General features: G+C 66.8%; 22 protein-coding genes. 13 read left to right on the top strand and 9 right to left on the bottom strand.

Features of this window, described 5'->3' with window-relative positions; all coding sequences use genetic code 11:
- Positions 1 to 11 precede the first annotated feature (11 nt).
- From mgtE to NRB20_RS31255, 5 genes are all read right to left on the bottom strand, one after another.
- Positions 12 to 1,466, bottom strand: a complete 1,455-nt coding sequence (gene mgtE, locus NRB20_RS31275) for a magnesium transporter (RefSeq protein ID WP_153415008.1) — start codon at positions 1,464 to 1,466, stop codon at positions 12 to 14.
- 427 nt (positions 1,467 to 1,893) lie between these two features.
- A complete protein-coding gene (nrdE, locus tag NRB20_RS31270; RefSeq protein WP_227834057.1) occupies positions 1,894 to 3,999 on the bottom strand; it encodes a class 1b ribonucleoside-diphosphate reductase subunit alpha in 2,106 nt (701 codons plus the stop codon).
- Positions 4,000 to 4,037: 38 nt separating this feature from the next.
- The gene (gene nrdI / locus NRB20_RS31265; protein WP_194290082.1) at positions 4,038 to 4,535 is read right to left on the bottom strand and encodes a class Ib ribonucleoside-diphosphate reductase assembly flavoprotein NrdI; all 498 of its coding nucleotides are present in this window, start codon (positions 4,533 to 4,535) and stop codon (positions 4,038 to 4,040) included.
- 49 nt (positions 4,536 to 4,584) lie between these two features.
- Complete coding sequence (locus NRB20_RS31260) at positions 4,585 to 4,818, bottom strand: redoxin NrdH (RefSeq protein WP_153415006.1); 234 nt, start codon at positions 4,816 to 4,818, stop codon at positions 4,585 to 4,587.
- 554 nt (positions 4,819 to 5,372) lie between these two features.
- A complete protein-coding gene (locus NRB20_RS31255; RefSeq protein ID WP_153415005.1) occupies positions 5,373 to 5,939 on the bottom strand; it encodes an NAD(P)H-dependent oxidoreductase in 567 nt (188 codons plus the stop codon).
- Positions 5,940 to 6,127: 188 nt separating this feature from the next.
- On the opposite strand from NRB20_RS31255, the gene NRB20_RS31250 reads away from it, so the two are divergent.
- Both NRB20_RS31250 and nadE read left to right on the top strand, forming a co-directional pair.
- Positions 6,128 to 6,739 carry a TetR/AcrR family transcriptional regulator gene (locus tag NRB20_RS31250; RefSeq protein ID WP_153415090.1) on the top strand — a complete coding sequence of 204 codons (612 nt, stop codon included), beginning with the start codon at positions 6,128 to 6,130 and terminating at the stop codon, positions 6,737 to 6,739.
- 5 nt (positions 6,740 to 6,744) lie between these two features.
- A complete protein-coding gene (nadE, locus tag NRB20_RS31245) occupies positions 6,745 to 7,572 on the top strand; it encodes an ammonia-dependent NAD(+) synthetase (RefSeq protein ID WP_319945625.1) in 828 nt (275 codons plus the stop codon).
- A gap of 172 nt (positions 7,573 to 7,744) precedes the next feature.
- Here the strand turns inward: nadE and NRB20_RS31240 are convergent, their stop codons facing one another.
- A complete protein-coding gene (locus tag NRB20_RS31240) occupies positions 7,745 to 7,987 on the bottom strand; it encodes a MoaD/ThiS family protein (protein WP_319945624.1) in 243 nt (80 codons plus the stop codon).
- Entirely contained in the window at positions 7,980 to 9,038 is a 1,059-nt protein-coding gene (gene moaA, locus NRB20_RS31235) for a GTP 3',8-cyclase MoaA (protein ID WP_319945623.1), read from the bottom strand. The genes NRB20_RS31240 and moaA overlap by 8 nt, the downstream gene beginning before the upstream one ends.
- 87 nt (positions 9,039 to 9,125) lie before the next feature.
- On the opposite strand from moaA, the gene NRB20_RS31230 reads away from it, so the two are divergent.
- Genes NRB20_RS31230 through NRB20_RS31220 form a run of 3 tightly spaced genes read left to right on the top strand, consistent with a single transcriptional unit; the run spans position 9,126 to position 11,966 of the window.
- Positions 9,126 to 10,358, top strand: coding sequence for a molybdopterin molybdotransferase MoeA (locus NRB20_RS31230; RefSeq protein ID WP_153415003.1), 1,233 nt, complete (start codon positions 9,126 to 9,128; stop codon positions 10,356 to 10,358).
- A gap of 44 nt (positions 10,359 to 10,402) precedes the next feature.
- Entirely contained in the window at positions 10,403 to 11,539 is a 1,137-nt protein-coding gene (gene moaCB / locus NRB20_RS31225; protein ID WP_153415088.1) for a bifunctional molybdenum cofactor biosynthesis protein MoaC/MoaB, read from the top strand.
- Positions 11,532 to 11,966: a molybdenum cofactor biosynthesis protein MoaE gene (locus NRB20_RS31220; protein WP_153415002.1), complete on the top strand. Its 435-nt coding sequence runs from the start codon at positions 11,532 to 11,534 to the stop codon at positions 11,964 to 11,966. Before moaCB ends, NRB20_RS31220 begins: the two co-directional genes overlap by 8 nt.
- 59 nt (positions 11,967 to 12,025) lie before the next feature.
- Here NRB20_RS31220 and NRB20_RS31215 read toward each other — a convergent pair whose 3' ends face one another.
- The gene (locus tag NRB20_RS31215) at positions 12,026 to 12,478 is read right to left on the bottom strand and encodes a MarR family winged helix-turn-helix transcriptional regulator (protein WP_153415001.1); all 453 of its coding nucleotides are present in this window, start codon (positions 12,476 to 12,478) and stop codon (positions 12,026 to 12,028) included.
- 86 nt (positions 12,479 to 12,564) lie between these two features.
- Here NRB20_RS31215 and NRB20_RS31210 point away from each other — a divergent pair, with 86 nt between their 5' ends.
- From NRB20_RS31210 to NRB20_RS31200, 3 genes are all read left to right on the top strand, one after another.
- Entirely contained in the window at positions 12,565 to 13,467 is a 903-nt protein-coding gene (locus tag NRB20_RS31210; protein WP_153415000.1) for an LLM class F420-dependent oxidoreductase, read from the top strand.
- A 398-nt stretch (positions 13,468 to 13,865) separates the two neighbouring features.
- Positions 13,866 to 14,264 (top strand): ATP-binding protein, encoded by a 399-nt coding sequence (locus tag NRB20_RS38580; protein WP_319945652.1) that lies wholly within the window; start codon positions 13,866 to 13,868, stop codon positions 14,262 to 14,264.
- Between the two features lie 160 nt (positions 14,265 to 14,424).
- Positions 14,425 to 15,534: a CobW family GTP-binding protein gene (locus NRB20_RS31200; protein ID WP_319945621.1), complete on the top strand. Its 1,110-nt coding sequence runs from the start codon at positions 14,425 to 14,427 to the stop codon at positions 15,532 to 15,534.
- Between the two features lie 19 nt (positions 15,535 to 15,553).
- Here NRB20_RS31200 and NRB20_RS31195 read toward each other — a convergent pair whose 3' ends face one another.
- Complete coding sequence (locus NRB20_RS31195; RefSeq protein ID WP_454786552.1) at positions 15,554 to 16,231, bottom strand: TetR/AcrR family transcriptional regulator; 678 nt, start codon at positions 16,229 to 16,231, stop codon at positions 15,554 to 15,556.
- Positions 16,232 to 16,429: 198 nt separating this feature from the next.
- On the opposite strand from NRB20_RS31195, the gene NRB20_RS31190 reads away from it, so the two are divergent.
- The 5 genes from NRB20_RS31190 to NRB20_RS31175 all read left to right on the top strand — a co-directional run bounded on the left by NRB20_RS31190 (position 16,430) and on the right by NRB20_RS31175 (position 21,789).
- Positions 16,430 to 17,935: an amino acid permease gene (locus NRB20_RS31190; RefSeq protein WP_153414998.1), complete on the top strand. Its 1,506-nt coding sequence runs from the start codon at positions 16,430 to 16,432 to the stop codon at positions 17,933 to 17,935.
- A complete protein-coding gene (locus tag NRB20_RS39095) occupies positions 17,932 to 18,060 on the top strand; it encodes a hypothetical protein (RefSeq protein WP_264766403.1) in 129 nt (42 codons plus the stop codon). The genes NRB20_RS31190 and NRB20_RS39095 overlap by 4 nt, the downstream gene beginning before the upstream one ends.
- A complete protein-coding gene (locus NRB20_RS31185; RefSeq protein WP_153414997.1) occupies positions 18,057 to 18,800 on the top strand; it encodes a DUF1989 domain-containing protein in 744 nt (247 codons plus the stop codon). The genes NRB20_RS39095 and NRB20_RS31185 overlap by 4 nt, the downstream gene beginning before the upstream one ends.
- A gap of 52 nt (positions 18,801 to 18,852) precedes the next feature.
- Positions 18,853 to 19,470, top strand: a complete 618-nt coding sequence (locus NRB20_RS31180; RefSeq protein WP_153414996.1) for an urea amidolyase associated protein UAAP2 — start codon at positions 18,853 to 18,855, stop codon at positions 19,468 to 19,470.
- Between the two features lie 378 nt (positions 19,471 to 19,848).
- On the top strand, positions 19,849 to 21,789 hold the full coding sequence (locus tag NRB20_RS31175; RefSeq protein WP_194290075.1) for a 5-oxoprolinase/urea amidolyase family protein: 1,941 nt from the start codon (positions 19,849 to 19,851) through the stop codon (positions 21,787 to 21,789).
- Positions 21,790 to 21,803 lie beyond the last annotated feature (14 nt).

The raw sequence follows: 21,803 nt of genomic DNA, 5'->3' as shown, positions 1-21,803 counted from the left end.
CGCCTGCGGCCTCAGATCCCCAGGACGAGCTTCGCGGTGGTGAAGTAGATGATCAGACCGGTCGCGTCGACCAGAGTGGTGACCATGGGCGCGGAGATCACCGCCGGATCGATGCGCAGTTTCTTGGCCAGCAACGGCATCGTGCCGCCGATGGTGGCCGCCCAACCGCAGATGATCACCAGGGTGATGCCGACGACCACCGCGATCTGTGCCCCGACGAACGCGGCCCCGATGACCATGCCGACCACCGCGAGCATCGCCCCTAAGACCAGGCCGACGCGGCATTCACGCCAGATGACCTTCAGCAGGTCCGAGACCCGCACCTCCCCCACGGCCAGTGCTCGCACGCACGAGGTCGCCGCCTGCGCACCGGCATTACCGCCCGCCCCGATCAGCAGCGGAATGAACAGCGCCAGATGCGCGGCCCGCGCCAGCGTCACCTCGAACGCGTCGGTGACGGTCACCGTCAACGTGGCCGCGACCAGCAGCAACAGCAACCACATCGCGCGATAGCGGGCCAGTTGGAAGACCCCGGCGGCCATATAGTGACCGGCCCACGGGCTCGCCCCGGCCTGCCGCGCCACATCCTCACTGTCGGCGGCCTCGATGACCTCGACCGCGTCATCGATCGTCAGCAACCCGACCAACCGATCCTCGCTGTCTACGACCGGCAGGTTGATCAGATTGGTCTCGCGCATGAGTCGCGCCGCCTTCTCCGCGGCATCGGTGGCGCGCGCGAAAACCGGTGCGGTGACGACGAGTTCGGCCAGCGGAGTGTCCGGATCACTGAGAACCAGCTCACGCATCTCGACCACGCCGGTGAGCCGACGACCCCCGTCCACCACGGGCAGCGTGTACACGGTCTCCGCATGCGTACCCTTGGCCCGCACCACCCGCAAAGCCTGCTCGACCGACAGATCACAGTGCAGCGCAACGACTTCCGGCGTCATATAGCGCCCGGCCGACCCCTCGGGATATCCGAGCAGCGCCGCGGTCATCCGCCGCTCCCGCGGACTCAGCCCCGCCAGCACCTTCTTGACGACCGTCGCGGGCGCCTCACGCAACATCCGGGCCCGGTCGTCGGGATCCATCCCCTCGACCAGATCGCGGAAACTCTGATCCCGCATCCCGCACAGAATCTGCTGCTGATCGACCGGTTCGAGCTCCTCGAACACCTCGAGGGCCCGATCCTTGTCCAGCAGCCGGAAGGCGATCCCGGCGTGCACGGCGTCCATGCGGGCGAGTTCATCGGCGATCCGATGCGGCGAGTGGTTCTCCAACCAGCTCAGCACCTCCTCGACCCGACGGGCATCGATGACGTCGCGCAACGACACCTCACCCGAATACTCTTCGGCCACAACGGATTCGGCGGAATCAGGATTTTCGGCGGCAACGGGCGCGACGGCACGATCAGCGGCGGGCGCGTCGAGTCGTGCGGGCACAGCAGAGAACAGATCGGTCGACATGACAGAACCTCGGCATACTGCGAGTGGGTACGGGATTCACGGATTCACACCGCGAGGCACCGACCTCGCCGCCGAAAGCTCTACCGGCAGAACATGAGGACGATGCCGCGCGGCGTTCGACTGGGGGGTTCGCTACGCACAGCCACCCACCTCCTCATCGCCAGCACCGCACCGTCGGAAAATTCTCGGATACCACCTAGGCACCCCGATGACCTGCCTCGTCGCTCGATCATCATCCGGACGCAGAGCGCCCGCATGCAGGCTACACCCCGGCCCGTCGCCACGCCGAACACCGGCCGCGACCACACGACGCGTCGCCGGAGGCGGCTGCCGTCCCGTACACCGGCAAGTCACGGCAATGCGATACGGCGGCAGCCCCCGAGGAGACTGCCGCCGTATCGAATGAGCGCCGCCTGACTTCAGCCGCCTACAACATGCAGCTGACGCAGTTTTCCACCTCGGTCCCCTCCAAAGCCATTTGACGAATGCGGATGTAATACAACGTCTTGATTCCCTTGCGCCAAGCGTAGATCTGAGCCTTGTTCACGTCGCGAGTGGTCGTACTGTCTTTGAAGAACAACGTGAGTGACAGGCCCTGATCGACGTGTTGGGTGGCTGCGGCGTAAGTGTCGATGATCTTCTCGTAGCCGATTTCATAGGCGTCGGCGAAATAGTCGAGGTTGTCGTTCGTCAGGTAGGGGGCCGGGTAGTAGACGCGGCCGATCTTGCCTTCCTTGCGGATCTCGATCTTCGAGGCCACCGGGTGGATGGAACTGGTGGAGTGGTTGATGTAGGAGATCGAACCGGTCGGCGGGACGGCCTGCAGGTTCTGGTTGTAGATGCCGTGCGCCATGACCGAGGTCTTCAGCTCGCGCCAGTCGTCCTGGGTCGGGATGTGCACCCCGGCGTCGGCGAAGATCTGTTGCACGCGTGCGGTTTTCGGCTCCCACACCTGATCGGTGTACTTGTCGAAGAACTCACCGGAGGCGTACTTGGACTCCGGGAAACCGCCGAAGTGGCTGCCGCGCTCGATAGCCAGCTTGTTCGAGGCCCGAATCGCGTGGTACGCAACGGTATAGAAGTAGATGTTGGTGAAGTCGACGCCCTCTTCGGAGCCGTAGTGGACCCGCTCGCGCGCCAGATATCCGTGCAGATTCATCTGCCCGAGGCCGATCGCGTGGGACTGATTGTTGCCCTGCTCGATCGAGGGCACCGAGTAGATGTGGGTCTGATCGGACACCGCGGTCAACGCGCGGATGGACACCTCGATGGTCTGCCCGAAATCCGGTGAGTCCATGGCCTTGGCGATGTTGAGCGAGCCCAGGTTGCACGAGATGTCCTTGCCCACGGTCGCATAGGACAGATCGTCGTTGAACACCGACGGCGTGGAGACCTGGAGGATCTCCGAGCACAGGTTCGAGTGGGTGATCTTGCCCTTGATCGGGTTGGCGCGATTCACCGTGTCCTCGTACATGATGTACGGATAGCCGGACTCGAACTGCAATTCGGCGATGGTCTGGAAGAATTCACGCGCGTTGATCTTCGACTTGCGGATCCGCTTGTCGTCCACCATCTCGTGGTACTTCTCGGTGACGTCGATATCGGCGAACGGCACACCGTAGATCCGCTCGACATCGTACGGCGAGAACAGATACATGTCCTCGTTCTTCTTCGCCAACTCGAAGGTGATGTCAGGAATCACCACACCCAGCGACAACGTCTTGATGCGGATCTTCTCGTCCGCATTCTCCCGCTTGGTGTCCAGGAACCGATAGATATCCGGATGATGCGCATGCAGATACACCGCACCGGCGCCCTGCCGCGCCCCGAGCTGATTGGCGTAGGAGAACGAATCCTCCAGCAGTTTCATGATCGGAATGACACCCGAGGACTGATTCTCGATCTTCTTGATCGGCGCCCCATGCTCGCGAATGTTGCTGAGCAGCAACGCAACTCCGCCACCCCGCTTGGACAACTGCAACGCGGAGTTGATGGAGCGACCGATGGACTCCATGTTGTCCTCGATGCGAAGAAGAAAACAGCTCACCGGCTCGCCGCGCTGTTTCTTGCCTGAATTCAGGAAGGTCGGGGTGGCGGGTTGGAAACGGCCGTCGATGATTTCCTCGACCAATTGCCGGGCGAGGATTTCGTCGCCGTCGGCGAGGGTCAGCGCGACCATGCAGACACGGTCCTCGAAACGTTCGAGATAACGCTTTCCGTCGAAGGTCTTGAGGGTGTACGAGGTGTAGTACTTGAACGCGCCGAGGAAGGTCGGAAAACGGAACTTCTTGGCGTACGCCTGCTGGAAGAGCTTCTTGACGAAGGCCCGGCTGTACTTGTCCAGCACCTCGGCCTCGTAGTAGTTCTCCTCGACCAGGTAGTCGAGCTTCTCGTCGAGATTGTGGAAGAAGACGGTGTTCTGGTTGACGTGCTGCAGGAAGTACTGGTGCGCGGCCTCGCGATCCTTGTCGAACTGGATCTCCCCGTTCGGACCGTAGAGGTTCAGCATCGCGTTGAGGGCGTGGTAGTCCATCCCCTCGGTCGACGCGGTGTCCACGGTGACCGGTCGCTCTAGGCGGGCCGACTTACCGGCAGGTGCTGTTGTCGTTGCCAAAACAATCCCAATCCCTCTCGGACGCGTTCGACGTCCTCGGCAGTTCCCATGAGTTCGAAGCGATACAGGTACGGAACGCCGCATTTGCGCGAGATCACTTCTCCCGCAAGGCAGTACGTATCGCCGAAGTTCGTATTGCCGGCCGCGATGACGCCGCGCAACAGCGCACGGTTGTGCGGATCGTTCAGGAACTTCGCCACCTGACGGGGCACGAATTCCTTCTCGGATCTGTTGCCGCCCAAGACGTGCCGACCTCCCCCGTAGGTGGGGCAGATCAGCACGTAGGGCTCCTCGACGCGAAGCGATTCGGCGGTGTGGAGCGGAATGCGAACGGCGGGCAGGCCCAGCCGCTCGACGAAACGGTGCGTGTTCTCCGACGCACTCGAGAAGTAGACCAGGGGTGCGTTCCCGCAGGGCGCTTCCCCACGCGTGCGGGAATCAGGCGTTTCGGCCATGAGCGCTCCCCTTCCTACCTCCTCGCCGGACGAACTCACGACCGGCGGATCAGGCCGCGGCGACCGCCAGGGACTTGATCCGGTCCGGCCGGAATCCGGACCAGTGGTCGTCACCGGCCACGACGACCGGGGCCTGCAGATAACCCAGGGCCATCACGTAGTCGCGGGCCTCCGGGTTCTCCGAGATGTCGACCACCTCGTACTCGATACCGGCCTTGTCGAGGGCACGGTAGGTGGCGTTGCACTGGACGCAAGCGGGCTTGGTGTAGACGGTGATGGTCATGTGTCCCTCTCTGATCGGGCCTTGGAACCGAACCTGAACCTGAGCCTTGAATCCGTATGCAGTGCATGACCGAGTGCGACTCGCGTCACGTGCGCAAACCCCTGGAAGTGGGCTCGGCCCCCCCAGGTCATATGACCCCGGTAGACCGTGTGGTCGTACCGTCTTCCAGCTTCCAAGACACTACACCTAGTGGCCGACAGATTCCTACAACACGAGATGTTGCGAGTCACAAAGGTGAAATTCGATCGGCGTAAGTCCCTGGACAGTCGATTCGCAACCCGACACGACTGTGGTGCAGATCACGATTTCATCGCGTAGCTTCTTCCCAGCTAACACACTGTTCCCACAGGTAACAGACGCATCTCCCGGCCCACCGACACCGGACACGGCACCAACGACCGAACCAACCCCCGAACCAGACGCGCCCCGAACATCAGCGCTCAAGGCACCGGACACAGCCCCCGAATACGACGAAGCCCGCCCCGTCGTATCGACGGAGCGGGCCGGGTGTTCACCTCGGTCACATCGGGATCGGCCCTCCCGGGGCCTCGCGATCAGGCGTTGACCGACGCCTTGACCGCCTCGACCAACTCGTGCACGGTGGCGGCGAGTTCGGTCAGGGCCTCGGCGTCGTCACGCGGGTGCGCCTCGCCGAAACGCTGGCCGATGGTGCCGAAGTGCAGGTGCGCGCTCTCCACCACCGACGCACCGGCCACACCCAGCACCTTGACGGTGTCGCCGTGCGCCCACTTGGCGGCGTTCTGGCTGATCGACGCGCTCACCACGGCGGCGGGCTTGCCCTTGATCGGGCCCGCGCCGTAGGGACGCGAAGCCCAGTCGATGGCGTTCTTGAGCACGGCCGGGATCGAGCCGTTGTATTCGGGGACGAAGACCAGCAGACCGTCGGCGGCGGCGACGGCCTCGCGCAGCGCGGTCGCGGCGGCGGGTACGTCACCCTCGACGTCGATGTCCTCGTTGTAGAACGGGATGTCACCGAGGCCCGACGCCAGGACGATCTCCACACCCTCCGGCGCGGTCTGCGCGGCGGCCTCGGCGAGCTGCCGGTTGATCGATCCGGCGCGCAGGCTGCCGACGAGTGCTAGAAGACGAGTCTGGGACATGATCACTCCTTGAAATTGCCGAGGCGGTCACCGCCGCTGTCAAGGTAGAATAACCGGACCACGGTCCGCTTTCATTCCGTCCCTAGGGGGGATACCCCGTGAACTCCGACACAGCCACCGATGATCCGTGCGCGCGGGAGCCCGACAATCGTCCCACAGGGCTGCCGATCGAGGCCGTCGCGCTGGAGATGCCCCCCGATGCGCTGGCCCTGCTGCCGGTGACCACCGGCGCGGCCGAGCGCAGCGATGCCGCGCGCAATCGGCAGTTGCTACTGGACGCGGCCGAGCAGCTGGTGCGCGAATTCGGCGCGGACGGCGTCACGATGGACGCGGTCGCCCGGCGCGCGGGCGTCGGGAAGGGGACGGTCTTCCGGCGTTTCGGCACCCGCTCGGGCCTGATGCTGGCCCTGCTCGACCAGTCCGAGCGAAAACTCCAGGCCGCGTACATGTTCGGGCCGCCGCCGCTGGGTCCGGGCGCGCCGCCGGAGCAGCGGCTGATCGCCTTCGGCCGGGCGCGGCTGGCCGGTATCGAGGTCGAGGGCGAGATGCGACGCGCCGCCGACGATTCGAGCCGGTACTCCAGCCCGCCCTACAACATCACCAAAACCCATGTGGCACTGCTGCTTCGGGAGGCGGGCGCGAACGGGGACATCGCGCTGCTGGCGGACAGCCTGATCGCCGCCCTGGACGCCGCGCTGGTCCTGCATCAGATCCGAGTGCTCGGCTACACCGCCGAACAGGTCGCCGACAACTGGGAACGCCTGGTCCGCTGGGTGCTCGCCGACGCCTCGGTAGAGTGACCGGCGTGGGAACTCTTCGCCAGGACATCATCGCCGAATTGGCTGTTCAGCCCGTCATCGAACCGAAGGTCGAGGTGCGCCGCCGCGTCGACTTCCTCAAGGCGTACCTGCGCTCCACTCCCGCAACGGGTTTCGTGCTCGGCATCAGCGGCGGCCAGGACTCCACGCTGACCGGTCGGCTGTGCCAGCTGGCCGCGTCGGAGTTGCGCGCGGAGGGTCGCGAGGCCACGTTCGTCGCGGTGCGGCTGCCCTACGGCGTCCAGGCCGACGAGGAGGACGCGCAGGTCGCGCTGCGTTTCATCCAGCCCGACCGCTCGATCGAGGTGAACGTCAAACCCGGCGCGGACGCGGTCGCCGCCCAGGTAGCCCGCGGTCTGGGCGACGACACCCACCTGCGCGATTTCGTGCGCGGCAATGTCAAGGCCCGCGAACGCATGGTCATCCAGTACGCCATCGCGGGCCAACTGAACATGCTGGTCGTGGGAACCGACCACGCCGCCGAGGCCCTCACCGGCTTCTTCACCAAATACGGCGACGGCGGCGTCGACCTCACTCCCCTCACCGGCCTCACCAAACGCCAGGGCGCGGCCCTGCTCCAGGAACTCGGCGCACCCCCCAGCGTCTGGGAGAAGGTCCCCACCGCCGACCTCGAAGACGACCGCCCCGCCCTCCCCGACGAGGTGGCCCTCGGCGTCACCTACGCCGAAATCGACAACTACCTCGAAGGCCACGAGGTGACCCCCGAGGTGGCCGACCGCCTCGAATCCATCTTCCGCAACACCCGCCACAAGCGCACCGTCCCCGCCACCCCGTTCGACACCTGGTGGACATAGCCGGAACTCACGTCACAACACCGTGAATTCACCGAGTCCTGTTGCCGCGGAGCGTAATTACCGGATATCTGTTCCGTAGCACCGTCGGTGATCGGCAATGTCCTCTCACCTGCCCGCCGCGATCCGCGAGCAGTTCGACGCAATAGCCCGCCTACTCGATTCCGGCGAAGGGTCACCCACCCGCGAACGGCGGCAGGACGTCCACTCGGGGGGTGAGCGGGGTGGTGAGGTCGCGGGTGAGTTCGTCGCCGATGAGGTAGGCGCAGGCTTTGAGCATGGGGTCGAGGGTGGGGCCGTAGGTGTGGGAGAGGGTGTGGCAGAGGTCGGCGACGGTGGCCTCGGGCGGGAGGTCGAGGTGTTCGCTGGTTTTGCCGACCGCGTCCGCTATCGCGGCGAAGTAGCGGATCTCAACCACCGATGGCTCCCATCGTTCGTTCGGGGGGGACGAAGTCGGCGGCGTCGATGCCGTGTCCGGCCCATTTCTGCCACATCGCGCCGCGCCAGAGTTCGGCCAACTCGGCGTCGGTCGCGCCGTCGCGCAGCAGGGCTCGCAGGTCGTATTCCTCGTCGCTGAACAGGCAGGAGCGGATCTTGCCGTCGGCAGTGAGGCGGGTGCGGTCGCAGTCGGCGCAGAAGGTGCGGGTGACCGAGGCGATGATGCCGACGGTCGCCGGGCCGCCGTCGACCAGCCAGGTTTCGGCGGGCGCGGAGGGGTCGTCGCGGCCGGCGGCGGTGAGGGTGAAACGCGAGCCGAGGACCTCGAGCAGTTCGGCGGCGGTGACCATGTTGGCGCGGGCCCATTCGTGATCGGCGTCCAGCGGCATCTCCTCGATGAACCGCAACGCACCACCCTCGGTCAGGCACCATTGCAGTAGATCCGGTGCGCCGGAAAGGGTTTCGCGCATCAGCACGGCGTTCACCTTGACCGGGGACAGGCCCGCGCGGTGGGCGGCGCGGACTCCGGACAGTACCGAGACGAGCCGGTCGCGACGGGTCAGGCGGGCGAAGGCGGTGCGGTCGACGGTGTCCAGGGAGACGTTGACCCGGCTCAGTCCCGCGCGCGCCAGCCCGGCCGCGCGATGTTCGAGCCCGACGGCATTGGTGGTCATGGCCAGCGGCGTCTCCGGCACGGCCGCGTGACAGCCCGCGACGATCTCCTCCAGATCCCGGCGCATGAGAGGTTCGCCACCGGTGAAGCGCACCTCGCGCACCCCCAGCTCACGCACCGCGAGCGTCACCACGCGCACGATCTCCCCGGCCGAGAGCAGTTCGTCACCCGGAATGGCGGGCAGACCCTCCTCGGGCATGCAGTAGGTGCAGCGCAGCGAACACTTCTCGGTAATGGATACCCGCAGGTCACGGGCGGTGCGCCCGAATCTGTCCACCAGGTACGGAGTATCGGGCCGTCCCGCCGACGGGGGAAGCCCGCGGCGTACGGCGGGAATTCCCATGACAACCACACTCACACCATCCATTATTGCCGCACGATGCCGCAGGTGCTTCGGAGGAACATCCGAACTGTCCGGGACAGCGGCGCTACTACAGTGCGTTGTATGGCACTATCGCGCAGCGATTCGAGGAGCGGCACGGGCCCGGTCACCGGTTCGGCCCGGTCGGTCGAGGAACATCTCCGCCGGGTCGAGGAGTTGCTGCGTCCACTCGCGATCCGCGACGTCGCGGAGGTCGCGATGGGTGCGGCGCTGGGGCGGCGGCTGGCGCGCGATGTGCACGCGCCGCTGGATCTGCCGGTCTTCCGTAATTCCGGGATGGACGGTTACGCCGTGCGTGCCGCCTCGGTGTCGGTGACGCCGGTCACACTGCCGCTCACGGGTGTCGTGGCCGCCGGACAGACGGGTCAGGCACCGCTGCCGCCCGGCAGTGCGATGAAGGTGATGACCGGCGCGCCGATCCCGCCCGGTGCGGACTGTGTGGTGCCGGTCGAGGACACCCATGGCGACGAGCACACCGTGACGATCGAGCGTGGTCGTAAGACCGGCGATTTCGTGCACGAACCCGGTGTGGACGTGCGTTCCGGTGAACTGCTGGTGTCGGCGGGAACCACGTTGGCGCCCAGGCATATCGCGGCCCTCGCGGCGGTCGGCCTGCCGACGTTGCCGATGTTCCGCCGGGTGCGCGCCGCCGTGCTGACCACCGGTGACGAGCTGATGCCCGCCGGAGTTCCGTTGCGCCCCGGGCAGATCTACAACTCCAACGGCATCGCACTGGCCGCCGCGTTGACCGCGAACGGGGTCGAGGTCGTCTCGGTCGAACACAGCCGCGACGATCCGGCCGAATTCGGCGATCGGCTCGCCGCGGCGACCGCCCACGCCGATGTGGTGTTCACCTCGGGCGGTGTCTCCAAGGGCGACTTCGAGGTCGTCAAGGACGTATTGTCCACGCGCGGCGGGGAATTCGGCTCGGTGGCCGTACAACCCGGTGGGCCGCAAGGACTCTCGGTGTCCGACGGCGTTCCGGTACTGAGTTTCCCGGGTAATCCGGTGAGCACGATGGTGTCCTTCGAGGTGTTCGCACGTCCGATCCTGCGCGAACTCGCAGGTCTGCCGCCGGTGCCGACACACGATGTGGCACTGCTGGATCCGGTGCGCTCCCCCGCCGGTCGGCGACAATTCCTGCGCGGCCGCCTGGACGGCGACGGAGTGCGGCTGGCCTCGGGCCCCGGATCGCATCTGGTGGCGGCGATGGCCCACGCCGACGTGCTGATCGATATCGCCCCCGAGATCACCGAGCTGGCCGCCGGCTCGATCGTGAAGGTGCGGGAACTGTGAGCGAACACGAACTCTCACACGTCGATTCAGAGGGCCGCGCGCGCATGGTCGACGTCAGCGCCAAGGCCGACACCGCCCGAATCGCCGTCGCCGCAGGCGAATTGCGCACCACCGCCGAGGTGATCGCACTGGTCCGCGCCGACGACATGCCCAAGGCCGACGTGCTGTCCACCGCTCGCCTGGCAGGTATCTCCGGTGCGAAGAAAACCTCCGAACTCATCCCCCTGTGCCACCAGCTGGCCCTGACCAAGGTGGATGTCCGCTTCGATTTCACCACCGACGCCATCACCATCGAGGCCACGGCCAAGACCACCGGCCCCACCGGCGTCGAGATGGAGGCCCTCACCGCCGTGGCCGTCGCCGGGCTGACCCTGCACGACATGGTCAAGGCCGTCGATCCCGCCGCGGTCCTGAACAATGTCCGGTTGCTCACGAAAGACGGTGGGAAGCGCGGACATTGGGCACGTCCGGGAGCAAACACCGAGGCAGCCGCGCCACATCGTCCGGGCGATCCGAATTCCGGCACACCCGCGGCATCAGCAGATTCCACAGCATCCCTCCCGACGCGGCGTGAGATCACGCACGCGCATCGACATACCGGATCTCACCCGCTCACAGCACAGGTGGAGCAGTCCGGGAACTCGATCGAATCCGGCACGCACACAACGGGTTCCGAACAAAACATAGCCATCCCCGAACCGACCGGATCACGGACAGCGGTGGTCATCGTGGCCTCGACCGGAGCGGCAGCGGGGACACGAATCGACAAGACCGGTCCGGTGTTACGGGATTGGCTTGCGGGACTCGGCTTCTCGGTGCGCGGCCCGCTGGTGTACGCGGACGCCGACATCGCGGCCGGACTGACCGACGCGCTGAGCACCCGTCCGGGTCTGGTGATCACCACGGGCGGCACGGGAGCTTCCCCGACCGACGCGACCCCCGAGGCGACGCGCGCAATCCTGAATCGCGAACTCCCCGGAGTAGCCGAGCAGATCCGCATGAAAGGCACCGCGACCTTCCCGCTGGCCGCGTTGAGCCGGGGCATCGCCGGGCTGGCCGGACGCACCGTACTGATCAATCTGCCGGGTTCACCGGGCGGAGTGCGCGACGGCATCAGCGTGCTCGAACCGCTACTGGATCATCTACTCGCCCAGGTCGCCGGAGGAGGCAGCCATGACTGATCTGCAACCCGCCGTCCGCCTCGCCACGATCAGCGATCGGCCGCTCTCCCCCGAGGCGGTGGAGCAGGCGGTGACCGGACCCGAGTACGGCGCGGTCGTGGTGTTCACCGGCAAGGTGCGCAATCATGATGGCGGACAGTCGGTTTCGTCTCTCGAGTATTCCGCTCATCCGGACGCCGAGAAGTTCCTGCACCGCATCTGCGCCGAGATCGCGACCTCGACCGGATTACCGGTGGCCGCGGCGCACCGCATCGGCGCGCTGGGTATCGGCGATGCGGCGATCGTCGTCGCGGTCGCCTCGGCCCATCGCGCGGAGGCGTTCACCACCTGCGCCGATCTGGTGGACCGGATCAAGCACGAGGTTCCGATCTGGAAGCGTCAACTGTTCGCCGACGGCCTGTCCGAATGGGTCAACGCCTGCGGCTGAGCGGGACGGTTGCCGGGGGTCGAAGCGCTTCGCCCCTTGCGGCCGAACGGAATTCGCGCTCAGTCCTCGGGTGAGTCCGATGTCTCGCGCGCGAGGTTGCTCCGGATCCGGTCCAACGCCCGCACCACGGCCACCCGTTCGGCGTCCTCGAATCCGGCCAGCGCCCGATCGGTGAGACCGGCCATCTCGTCCTCGATGGTGACCTCGAGGTCCCGCCCGCGCTCGGTCAGATACAGCCTGACCAGTCGCCGATCGGTGGGATGCGGCTCGCGGCGCAACAGACCGGCGGCCGCCATCCGGGTCGCGGCCCGGGTGATCGTCGGGGTCGACAGCCCGAGCCGTTTGGCCACCTCCCCCGGCGTCAGCCCGTCCTCCGCCCAAAGGCTACGCAGGATGAACTGCTGCCCCTCGTAGACGCCGTGCCGCGCGTACGCCGCCGACGCGGCCAAGGTCACCGCGCGCTTGGTGGACCAGTACACGGTGAGGAAGTCTTCGGCGTCGGCGGTGGTCATGATGCGTTCAGCGTAGGGTATTGAGTTCGTTAGCCGACTCACGATATGGTCGTTACCCGGCTAACGACTAAACTCGAAGGACCGCGATGAAACTTGGCATCGGCATCACCGACTTCTCCTGGCCAGTCCCCACCGACCGACTCGGCCCCACCGTCACCGACCTCGCGCAGCAGGCCGACGAATCCGGATTCGACAGCCTGTGGGTGATGGACCACTTCTTCCAGATCCGCCTGTCCGGGCTGCCGCCGGAATCCCCGATGCTGGAAGCCTATGCGGCACTGGGCTTTCTGGCCGGTATCACCCGGCGCATCAAACTCGGCACCCTGGTCACCTCGGTGGCCTACCGCCACCCGGGCATCCTGCTCAAATCGCTCACCACCCTCGACGTACTCAGCGGTGGCAGAACGTATTTCGGCATCGGCGCGGGCGCCGCGATCGACCCCGCGAAACTCGAGGGAATCTTCGAAACCGACGGTCTGGGTATCCCGTTCCCCTCGCTGAGCCAACGATACGAAATGCTCGAGGAGACCCTCCGGATCGCGCACCGCATGTGGGAGGGTGACGAAACACCGTTCCGCGGAACGCATTACGAGCTGACCCGCCCACTCAACTCACCGAATTCGGTGCAGCGCCCGCACCCGCCGATCCTGATCGCGGGCAGCGGCGAACGCAAGACACTCCGCCTGGTCGCCCGCTACGGCGACGCGTGCAGCCTGTTCGACATGCCCGGCGCGGGCTACGCCGACGACATCACCCACAAGCTCGACGTGCTGCGCGCGCACTGCGACGAGGCCGGACGCGATTTCGACGAGATCGAGAAGACGATCGGCACCCACCTGGACCCGAGTGACGAGCGGCACTTCGTGGCGCACATGCGCGAACTGGCGGCCCTGGGCATCGACCACGTGCTGCTCGCCCCGCAGGGCCCGTGGGACGACAAACGCCTGGCCGGAGTGGCCGCGGTACTGCCCGAGATTCACGCGATGTGAGCGCGACGCGCGGGGCGACGCGAACCGGCCGCGCGGTCCGGCACGCACACCACATTGAGGTCCGCACGGCAAAGGGGCAGAATTGGTGTGTCGGACTTCGGCGCATATGCGGTATTCCTGTCCGGCACGGTCGACAGCGGTTACTGTCGAGTGCCCCTCGGGTGGATTCGGTGATTCGCCGTCGGTGGATCCAGGGGGCATGTGCGTTCCCAACCCGCAGGTGGCGGGTCCGGGAGAGGATCGGATCGCCCGGCCGCGCGGGTGGATCGAGAAAGGGGCGCAGCGTGCACTGGTGGGAGTCCGCGCCTCCAGGAAGAGCATCCGTGCCGACCGCTGCCCGCTCCGCCGCCGCAGCGGCCCAATTCGTCCTATTCCCCGGGCCGAGCGGCACGCTCACCATCCCCATCGCGGCGGCGGCCGATATCGCCACCGCGCGTCAGGCCGGGCGCGACTGCGCCATCGGGCTCGGTTTCTCCCCGACCGACGTCACCATGATCTCCACCGCCATCTCCGAGGTCGCCCGCAACATCATCAGCTACGCCGGACACGGCGAGGTCCGCCTGACCATCGCCGACGTGCAGGGTCGCCGCGCGCTGGTGGTGCATGCGCAGGATCAGGGTCCCGGCATCCCGGATACGGCCGCCGCGCTCGAGCATGCGGGTGGTTCGGGCCGTCGGCTCGGCTTGGGGCTGCCCGGTGCGCGGCGGTTGATGGACGGGCTGGTGCTCGAATCCGAACTCGGCCACGGCACGCTGGTCGAGATGTGGAAGTGGATTCCGGTGCGCGCACGCCGGTGAGATGCGGCGTTGCGCTCGGACTCCGGTGCGCAGGCCCGGTACAGGGATTCTGGTACGCAGACAACACCGAGACTCTGGTACGCGCACGGCTTCGAGTTCGTGCGTGCCGGACGAGACTGTGCGCGCTCGGCGGGCGGAGGCAGGTCGGTAGGGTGGGCGCGTGAGTCGGCGCATCCCTGTATTGATTGTGGCCGGATTTCTCGGGGCCGGAAAGACGACGCTGCTGAATCACCTGCTGCGGCAGCGCCAGGCGCGAATCGGGGTGGTGGTCAACGACTTCGGTGCGGTGAACATCGACGCGATGCTGGTGGCCGGGCAGGTCGACGCGATGGTGTCGCTGGGCAACGGCTGCGTGTGCTGCGCGGTGGATATCGGCGAGCTGGACGAGATGTTCACCCGGCTGGCCCAGAGCAATCGCGTCGATGTGATCGTGGTGGAGGCCAGCGGGTTGGCCGAACCGCGCAATCTGATCCGCATGGTGGCCACCAGCGACAATCCGCGCATCCGGTACGGCGGGCTGGTCGAGCTCGTGGACGCGGAGCATTTCCCGGACAGTCGCGACCGGCATCCGGAACTGGCGTCCCATCTGCGACTGGCGGATCTGGTCGTGCTGAACAAGGCCGATCGGGTCCCGGCCGCGGCGCTCGCACGACTGCGCGACGAGCTCGGCGAGCTGGTGCGGGGCGTCCCGGTGCACGCGACCACGCACGGCCGGATCGATCCCGCGCTGCTGTTCGACCCGCCCGAACGGGCCGAACCGACCGTGGCCGAACAGCTCAGCTTCGACGAACTGCTGCACGACGACCACGACCACACCGTCGATCATCGGCATCTGCACGACGACTATCAGAGCGTATCGTTCACCAGCACAACCGATCTCGATCCGCGCAAGTTGGTGGCGCTGCTGGAGGATCCACCGGCCGGGTTGTTCCGCGCCAAGGGTTTCGTCGCATTCGGGGTCGCGGATGATCGCCGAAAGTTCCTGCTGCACATGGTCGGACGGCATCTGGTGTTCGAGTCGGCGGTGTGGTCGCGCGGCGAGTCCCGGCGCACCGATCTCGTCCTGATCGGATCGGGCCTGGACGTCGTCGCGACCACGGCGGCACTACAGGACACCGTGCACGACGGCCCCGAACCGCTGGACGAACAGGCATTGCTCGGGGTCTGGCGGCACGTCCCGCAGGAACTCGGCGGTACCGAATCCGATTCCCACGCGGAGATCTTGCAGGCCGAAACCGACAGTGCCACAAGAGATATCAGCGTTCCATAGGCCGACATCAATCGGTTGCTCACACCGTACCCACCTGGTACGAATCCTCAGCCAGGCGATCCAGCAGATCCGCGGCGGCGCCCCGGACCGAGGCGGGATCACCGTGCCACCCGAGCATGTGCAAGACGGCGTCGGGGATCAGATGATCCGCTTCATCGGGTGCCGAACCCTGATCGGATCGAATGTTGATCACGCTCTCCACCAGGCGAAACGGCAGTGTGTGCGCATCCTCCGCGGCATCCGTGGCCACCTCGGCGGCGAGTTGCTCGTACCGCTGCCGCAGTTGCGCGCGCCGCAACCGGAACTCCTCGAAACGTTCCGAACGCAGTTCCGGCAGGAGATACAGCGCGCCGAGATTCCAACGCGCCGCACACAATTGCCGCACGTCGAACCAGGCCAGCGCGTAGAGCCGCACCTGCGGCGGCTCGTCCGTGACATCCAGCTGCGCGACAAGATCCAGTGGGGCGGAGATCGTTTCGGACAGCAGTGCGTCCAGGATGTCGTCCTTCGCCCCGAAATGGTGGTAGAGCGAGGCCTGCCGGATGCCGACCGCGTCGGCGATGGCCCGGGTCGAGGTACTCGCGTACCCGCGCGTGGTGAACAGTTCGGCGGCGGCGTCCAGGATTTCCGCGCGCGGTGTCGAGCCGCGGCGACGCCGGGCCTCGAGGCGGGGGCGGCCGGGTCCGGGTTGCATCACACCTCTCATTCTGAACCATCGACCCGCTCGCAGGCCCGTCACCTGGGCGGAGAGATTTCTGTCATTTGACAGAAATCCAGGCAACACAAAAGTTACCGACGGTAGCGAACCGGATACATCGGCGTCACCGATCAGGTCATCGGACTCGGAAAACTATCAGTCGATAGATATTGGCCGCGACGCCGAAGGATTCCGCCCATGGCCACCACCCTGCCCGCATCACCGTCCGACAGCGCCGACCTCGAGGCATTCGGCTACCAGCCCGTCCTGCACCGCAAACTCGGCCGGTACGCCTCGTTCGCGGCCGGATTCTCCTTCGTCTCCATCCTCACCACGATCTTCCAATTCTTCGGATTCGGTTACGGATTCGGCGGCGGGGCCTTCTTCTGGACCTGGCCGATCGTGTTCGCCGGACAGTTCCTGGTGGCGCTGAACTTCGCCGAACTCGCTGCGCGGTACCCGATTTCGGGATGCATCTACCAGTGGTCGCGCCGACTCGCGGGCGAACTCGTCGGCTGGTTCGCGGGCTGGATGATGATCATCGCGCAGATCGTCACCGCCGCCGCGGCGGCCATCGCGCTGCAGGTGGTGCTGCCCTCGATCTGGAGCGGGTTCCAGCTCATCGGCCACGACACCGCGCTGACCTCGAAATCCGGTGCGGCGAACGCGGTGCTGCTGGGCAGCATCCTGCTGGTGCTGACCACGGTGGTCAATGTGGTGGGTATCGAACTGATGGCGCGGATCAACACCATCGGCGTCACGATCGAGATCGTCGGGGTGCTCGCCACGATCGCGCTGTTCCTGACCCACACCCATCGCGGACCGCACGTCGTGCTCGAACACAGCACCGCCGCGCCCGGCGGATACTGGGCCGCATTCCTGGTGTCCGGGTTGATGGCCGCCTACGTGATGGTCGGATTCGATTCCGCCGGTGAGCTTTCCGAGGAGACCCGCAATCCCCGGCAGGTCGCGCCGCGCACGATTCTGACCGCGCTGGCCGTCTCGGCGCTCGGTGGCGGGCTCATGCTGTTCGGTGCGCTGATGGCCGCGCCGAGTCTGACCGACGGCAACCTGTCCACCGACGGGCTGGCGTACGTCATCTCCGCGACGCTGGACAGTCCGGCGGGCAAGGTGCTGCTGGGCTGCGTCGCCGTCGCGATCTCGGTGTGCACCTTGGCAATTCAGACCGCGGGCTCGCGGCTGATGTTCTCGATGGCCCGCGACGGACGACTGCCGTTCGCCCGGCAGCTCGCCACGGTCCATCCCCGTTTCGGCACGCCGGTGCTGCCGTCGGTGGTGATCGGCGCGCTCGCGATCGCACTGCTGGTACTCAACCTCGGCAACGCGGCGATCTTCGCGACCCTGGCCAGCGTCTGCATCGTCATGCTGTACCTGGCCTATCTGCTGGTCACCGTGCCGCTGCTGCTCCAGCGGCTGCGCGGCCCGGTCCAGCAACCCGACGGCCTGTTCTCCCTGGGGCGCTGGGGAATTCCGGTGAACCTGCTGGCCGTGGTCTGGGGTATCGCGATGGCTGTGAACCTGGCCTGGCCCCGACCCGCGGTCTACACACCGAACGGCGGCAGCTGGTGGATGCTCTGGGCCGCACCGCTTTTCGTGCTGCTGACCATCGCCGTCGGCATAGTGGTGCACCGGCTCGCGGCCGCACCGGACCGAAACGCCACGCCCGCAGTACAACCCGCATGACCCGCCGCGCCGGTGCCCGCACCGCCCGACCCGGATATCTGGGCCGCCCGGCCCTGGCCCTGTTGATCGCCGCCGCGATCGATCGAGCCGTCACCGTCGCACGTCATCGAAAGGACTCGCAATGACCAGCACCGCATCCACGACCGAGGCACGGGCACACGCCCGTTCGCAGGCGGCGGGCGCGAATGTCGACGGGCCGGAGCTGCCCGCGAACGTCGATGCCGCGAATATCTCCTTCGCCCAGCGGATTCCGGCGGGCGGGTACGCGAATGTCGTGCTGGACCGGGGAACTCGGATCAGGCTGTCCGATCCCGCGGGCGCGGCGTGCGCGCACCTGATGCTGCTGCGCGCCGATTCTCCCTGGGAGCGGCTCAATGTCGCGGATACGGTGAAGGTGCCGTGGCAGGCCTACCTGGGGACCGGACATCCGTTGCTCTCCGATCAAGGGCGCATTCTGGCCACGCTCGTGGCGGATACGTCACGGCGACACGACGCCCTGTGTGGCCCGGGGCCCGCCGCTCGACGCGGCCTGTTGCTCGCCGCCTCGAAGCAGGGGCTGACCTCGCGTGATATCGGGCCGACGGTATCGCTGTTCCGTGGCGTGCGGGTCGATGCGGACGGCGGACTCGTGCCGACCGGCGGTGCCGGAGCGGGACAGGCGGTCGAGTTGATCACGCATCTGCCGGTCACCCTGCTGCTCGCGAACGCCGAGCATCCTCTCGACCCGACTCCGGTCACCGAACTCGACGTCGTCGCGTGGCACACGCCCGAGGATCTCGCGCACCTTCCCGGCACCGAGCCGGAATACCAACGGGCCGTGGAGAACACCGAGCGGGCATGGCACGCCGCGCACATCCCGGCGTGACACACCCGGCGCACAGAGACCGAAACCCATTCCCCCGGAACGGATCCCACATATGACCACCTCGGCACACACCGTCATCCTCGATCAGACCGTGCCCGCTCGCAGTCCCTGGTCGGCCGTCGTCCCCGCCGGAGCCCGGCTGGACATCATCGACCTGCACGGCAATCAGGCCGTCGACTGCCTGCTGTACTCGGCCGCCGATCACGCCGACCGCTACAGCGCCCAGGCCACGATCACCGCGCAGCGCAACATCTTTCTCACCACCGGCAGTGTGCTGCGCACCGAGACCGGCACCGCCCTGATGACGGTCATCGCCGACGAGGTGGGCAACCACGACACCGTCGCCGGGGCCTGCTCACAGGAGTCCAACACCCTGCGCTACGGCCACCACACCCGCCATCAGCACGCCTGCGTCGAGAACTTCCTCGCCGAAGGTATGAAATGGGGTCTGGGCAAACGGGATCTGGTCTCGAACATCAACTGGTTCATGAACGTCCCGGTGGAGGCCGACGGCACCCTCGGCATCGTCGACGGCCTGTCCGCCCCGGGCAAGAGCCTGTCCCTGCGCGCCGAGATCGACACCCTCGTCCTGATCTCCAACTGCCCGCAGATCAACAACCCCTGCAACGGATTCGACCCCACCCCCGTCCGCATGGTCATCACGCACTGAGCTGGCGCCGCCCCGAGTTCCACTGAATCCACTACCGCACAGTCACATTCGCGCAGGAGGTACGAGAGTATGACCGACGCCGCACCGGCCCTCGCATCGCTCGGGCACCCACCCGCATCCCGGAAACACATCCTCGACGTGCGACCGCCCGATATCGCCGGAACCGAGAAACCCGCAATCGTCTCCGTCGCCGAGACGGGGGCTCACACAATCCACACCGCAGCAGCAGGTGCGCAACCGGCTGTCGATGGTGACAACGAAACTCGTTCTGCGACACGCGATTCGATGGATGGCGAGACGGTCGGGACGGATGCGGCCGCCGCATGGGCAGCGCTCGAGGTGCGGCCCACGAACGAGATCGAGGTGCTGCGGCCGGGAATGCTGACGACGGTGCAGGATTGGCCGGGACGGGTGGGGTTCTGGCATGTGGGAGTGCCGCCGTCGGGGCCGATGGACGATCTGTCGTTCCGGCTGGGCAACCGGGCGCTGGGCAATGCCGAGGGCGCGGCGGGGCTCGAATGCACGCTGGGTGGTCCGGCGCTGCGCTTCGAGCGGGAGGTGCGGGTGTGTGTGACCGGAGCGCCCGCGCCGGTCACCGTGGACGGGGTGCCGGTGCCGCAGTGGCGCACGGTGCGAGTCCCGGCGGGCGGGGTGCTGGATGTCGGTCCGGTCACCGGGCCCGGTATGCGGACCTACATCCTGTTCGAGGGCGGGCTCGAGCTGCCCGAATATCTGGGTAGCACAGCGACTTTCACGCTCGGCGGGTTCGGCGGCGGTACGGGGGCGGCGCTGCGGGCCGCAGACCGGCTGCCCTTGGACACGGCCACCGGAACTGTCACCTCCGGTGTGCCCACCGACGACCGCCCGATGCTGTCCCATCGCTGGGAGCTGGCCGTCACCGAGGGGCCGCACGGCGCGCCGGAGTTCTTCACGCGCAACGACATCGACACCATCGTCGCCACCGACTACCAGGTGCATTTCAACTCCGACCGGACCGGCGTGCGGCTCATCGGCCCCAAACCACAGTGGGCGCGCACCGACGGCGGCGAGGCCGGACTGCACCCGTCCAATATCCACGACACCGCGTATTCGGTTGGCGCACTGGACTTCACCGGCGACACCCCGATCCTGCTCGGACCGGACGGACCCAGCCTCGGCGGATTCGTCTGCCCGATCACGGTGACCGCCGCCGATCGCTGGAAACTCGGTCAGCTCGCGCCGGGCGACACCGTGCGGTTCGTCCCGGTGCGCGCCGATCGCGTCGCCTCACCACGCAGCCTGGGCCCCGCGCGCCGGGCGGGCTGGCCGTTCGTCCGCTCGACCGCCGGAGACCGCGACGACGGCATCCTGGCCCGCACCGACGCCGACGACACCACCACGGTGACCTATCGGCGTGCGGGTGAGGACGGCGTGCTGGTCGAATACGGCGATATGACACTGGATCTCGGGCTCCGGGCACGCGTGCACGCGCTGTACGAGCACCTGCGTGAGCGCGGCGAACCGGGCATCACCGAACTGACATCGGGCATCCGTTCTCTTCAGATCCGATTCGATCCGGATCGCCTGCCGACCGCGAAACTGCTTGCCCTGCTGGGTGATGCGGAATCGCTGCTGCCGCCCGCCGACGAACTGGTGGTCCCGAGCCGGACCGTACATCTGCCGCTGTCCTGGGACGATCCGGCGACCCGCGAGGCGATCACCCGCTACATGCACGGCGTTCGCGCGGATGCGCCGTGGTGCCCGTGGAATATCGAGTTCATCCGCAGAATGAACGGATTGTCCACGGTGAGTGAGGTTTTCGATACCGTCTTCGCGGCCGAATACCTGGTGCTCGGCCTGGGTGATGTCTACCTCGGCGCACCCGTGGCCACCCCGACCGATCCCCGGCATCGCCTGGTCACCACGAAATACAATCCGGCTCGCACCTGGACTCCCCAGAACGCGGTCGGCATCGGCGGCGCGTACCTGTGCATCTACGGTATGGAGGGTCCAGGCGGTTACCAGTTCGTGGGGCGGACTACCCAGGTGTGGCAGCACAACACCACGGGCGATGAATCCCCTTGGCTGCTCAGATATTTCGACCGCATCCGGTGGTACCCGGTCGAAGCCGACGAATTGCTGCACCTGCGCGCGGAATTCGCTGCCGGGCGCGGTGAATTGCGCGCGGAGGACGGCGAATTCCGGCTCTCGGACCACCGCCGCTTCCTCGCGGACAACGCCACCTCGATCGAGCAGTTCCGCGCTCGACAGCAGCAGGCTTTCGCCGCCGAACGTCAATCCTGGCGCACGGCAGGCGAACTCGCCGAATCAGCGGTTTGAGCAAACCGCACCGC

The sequence above is a fragment of the Nocardia macrotermitis genome (genome assembly GCF_009604405.1).
Classification (GTDB): domain Bacteria; phylum Actinomycetota; class Actinomycetes; order Mycobacteriales; family Mycobacteriaceae; genus Nocardia; species Nocardia macrotermitis.
This window is presented reverse-complemented; position numbering and strand designations above follow the sequence as displayed.

Coding starts and splice junctions, on each gene's coding strand:
- NRB20_RS31210 (WP_153415000.1), top strand. CDS start 12,565: ATGAAACTTGGCATCGGCATCACCGACTTCTCCTGGCCAGTCCCCACC.
- NRB20_RS31220 (WP_153415002.1), top strand. CDS start 11,532: ATGACTGATCTGCAACCCGCCGTCCGCCTCGCCACGATCAGCGATCGG.
- NRB20_RS31255 (WP_153415005.1), bottom strand. CDS start 5,939: ATGTCCCAGACTCGTCTTCTAGCACTCGTCGGCAGCCTGCGCGCCGGA.
- NRB20_RS31180 (WP_153414996.1), top strand. CDS start 18,853: ATGACCACCTCGGCACACACCGTCATCCTCGATCAGACCGTGCCCGCT.
- NRB20_RS31185 (WP_153414997.1), top strand. CDS start 18,057: ATGACCAGCACCGCATCCACGACCGAGGCACGGGCACACGCCCGTTCG.
- mgtE (WP_153415008.1), bottom strand. CDS start 1,466: ATGTCGACCGATCTGTTCTCTGCTGTGCCCGCACGACTCGACGCGCCC.
- moaCB (WP_153415088.1), top strand. CDS start 10,403: ATGGTCGACGTCAGCGCCAAGGCCGACACCGCCCGAATCGCCGTCGCC.
- NRB20_RS31215 (WP_153415001.1), bottom strand. CDS start 12,478: ATGACCACCGCCGACGCCGAAGACTTCCTCACCGTGTACTGGTCCACC.
- NRB20_RS31230 (WP_153415003.1), top strand. CDS start 9,126: ATGGCACTATCGCGCAGCGATTCGAGGAGCGGCACGGGCCCGGTCACC.
- NRB20_RS31260 (WP_153415006.1), bottom strand. CDS start 4,818: ATGACCATCACCGTCTACACCAAGCCCGCTTGCGTCCAGTGCAACGCC.
- NRB20_RS31175 (WP_194290075.1), top strand. CDS start 19,849: ATGCTGACGACGGTGCAGGATTGGCCGGGACGGGTGGGGTTCTGGCAT.
- NRB20_RS31190 (WP_153414998.1), top strand. CDS start 16,430: ATGGCCACCACCCTGCCCGCATCACCGTCCGACAGCGCCGACCTCGAG.
- nrdI (WP_194290082.1), bottom strand. CDS start 4,535: ATGGCCGAAACGCCTGATTCCCGCACGCGTGGGGAAGCGCCCTGCGGG.
- nrdE (WP_227834057.1), bottom strand. CDS start 3,999: ATGGACTACCACGCCCTCAACGCGATGCTGAACCTCTACGGTCCGAAC.
- NRB20_RS31250 (WP_153415090.1), top strand. CDS start 6,128: ATGCCCCCCGATGCGCTGGCCCTGCTGCCGGTGACCACCGGCGCGGCC.
- NRB20_RS39095 (WP_264766403.1), top strand. CDS start 17,932: ATGACCCGCCGCGCCGGTGCCCGCACCGCCCGACCCGGATATCTGGGC.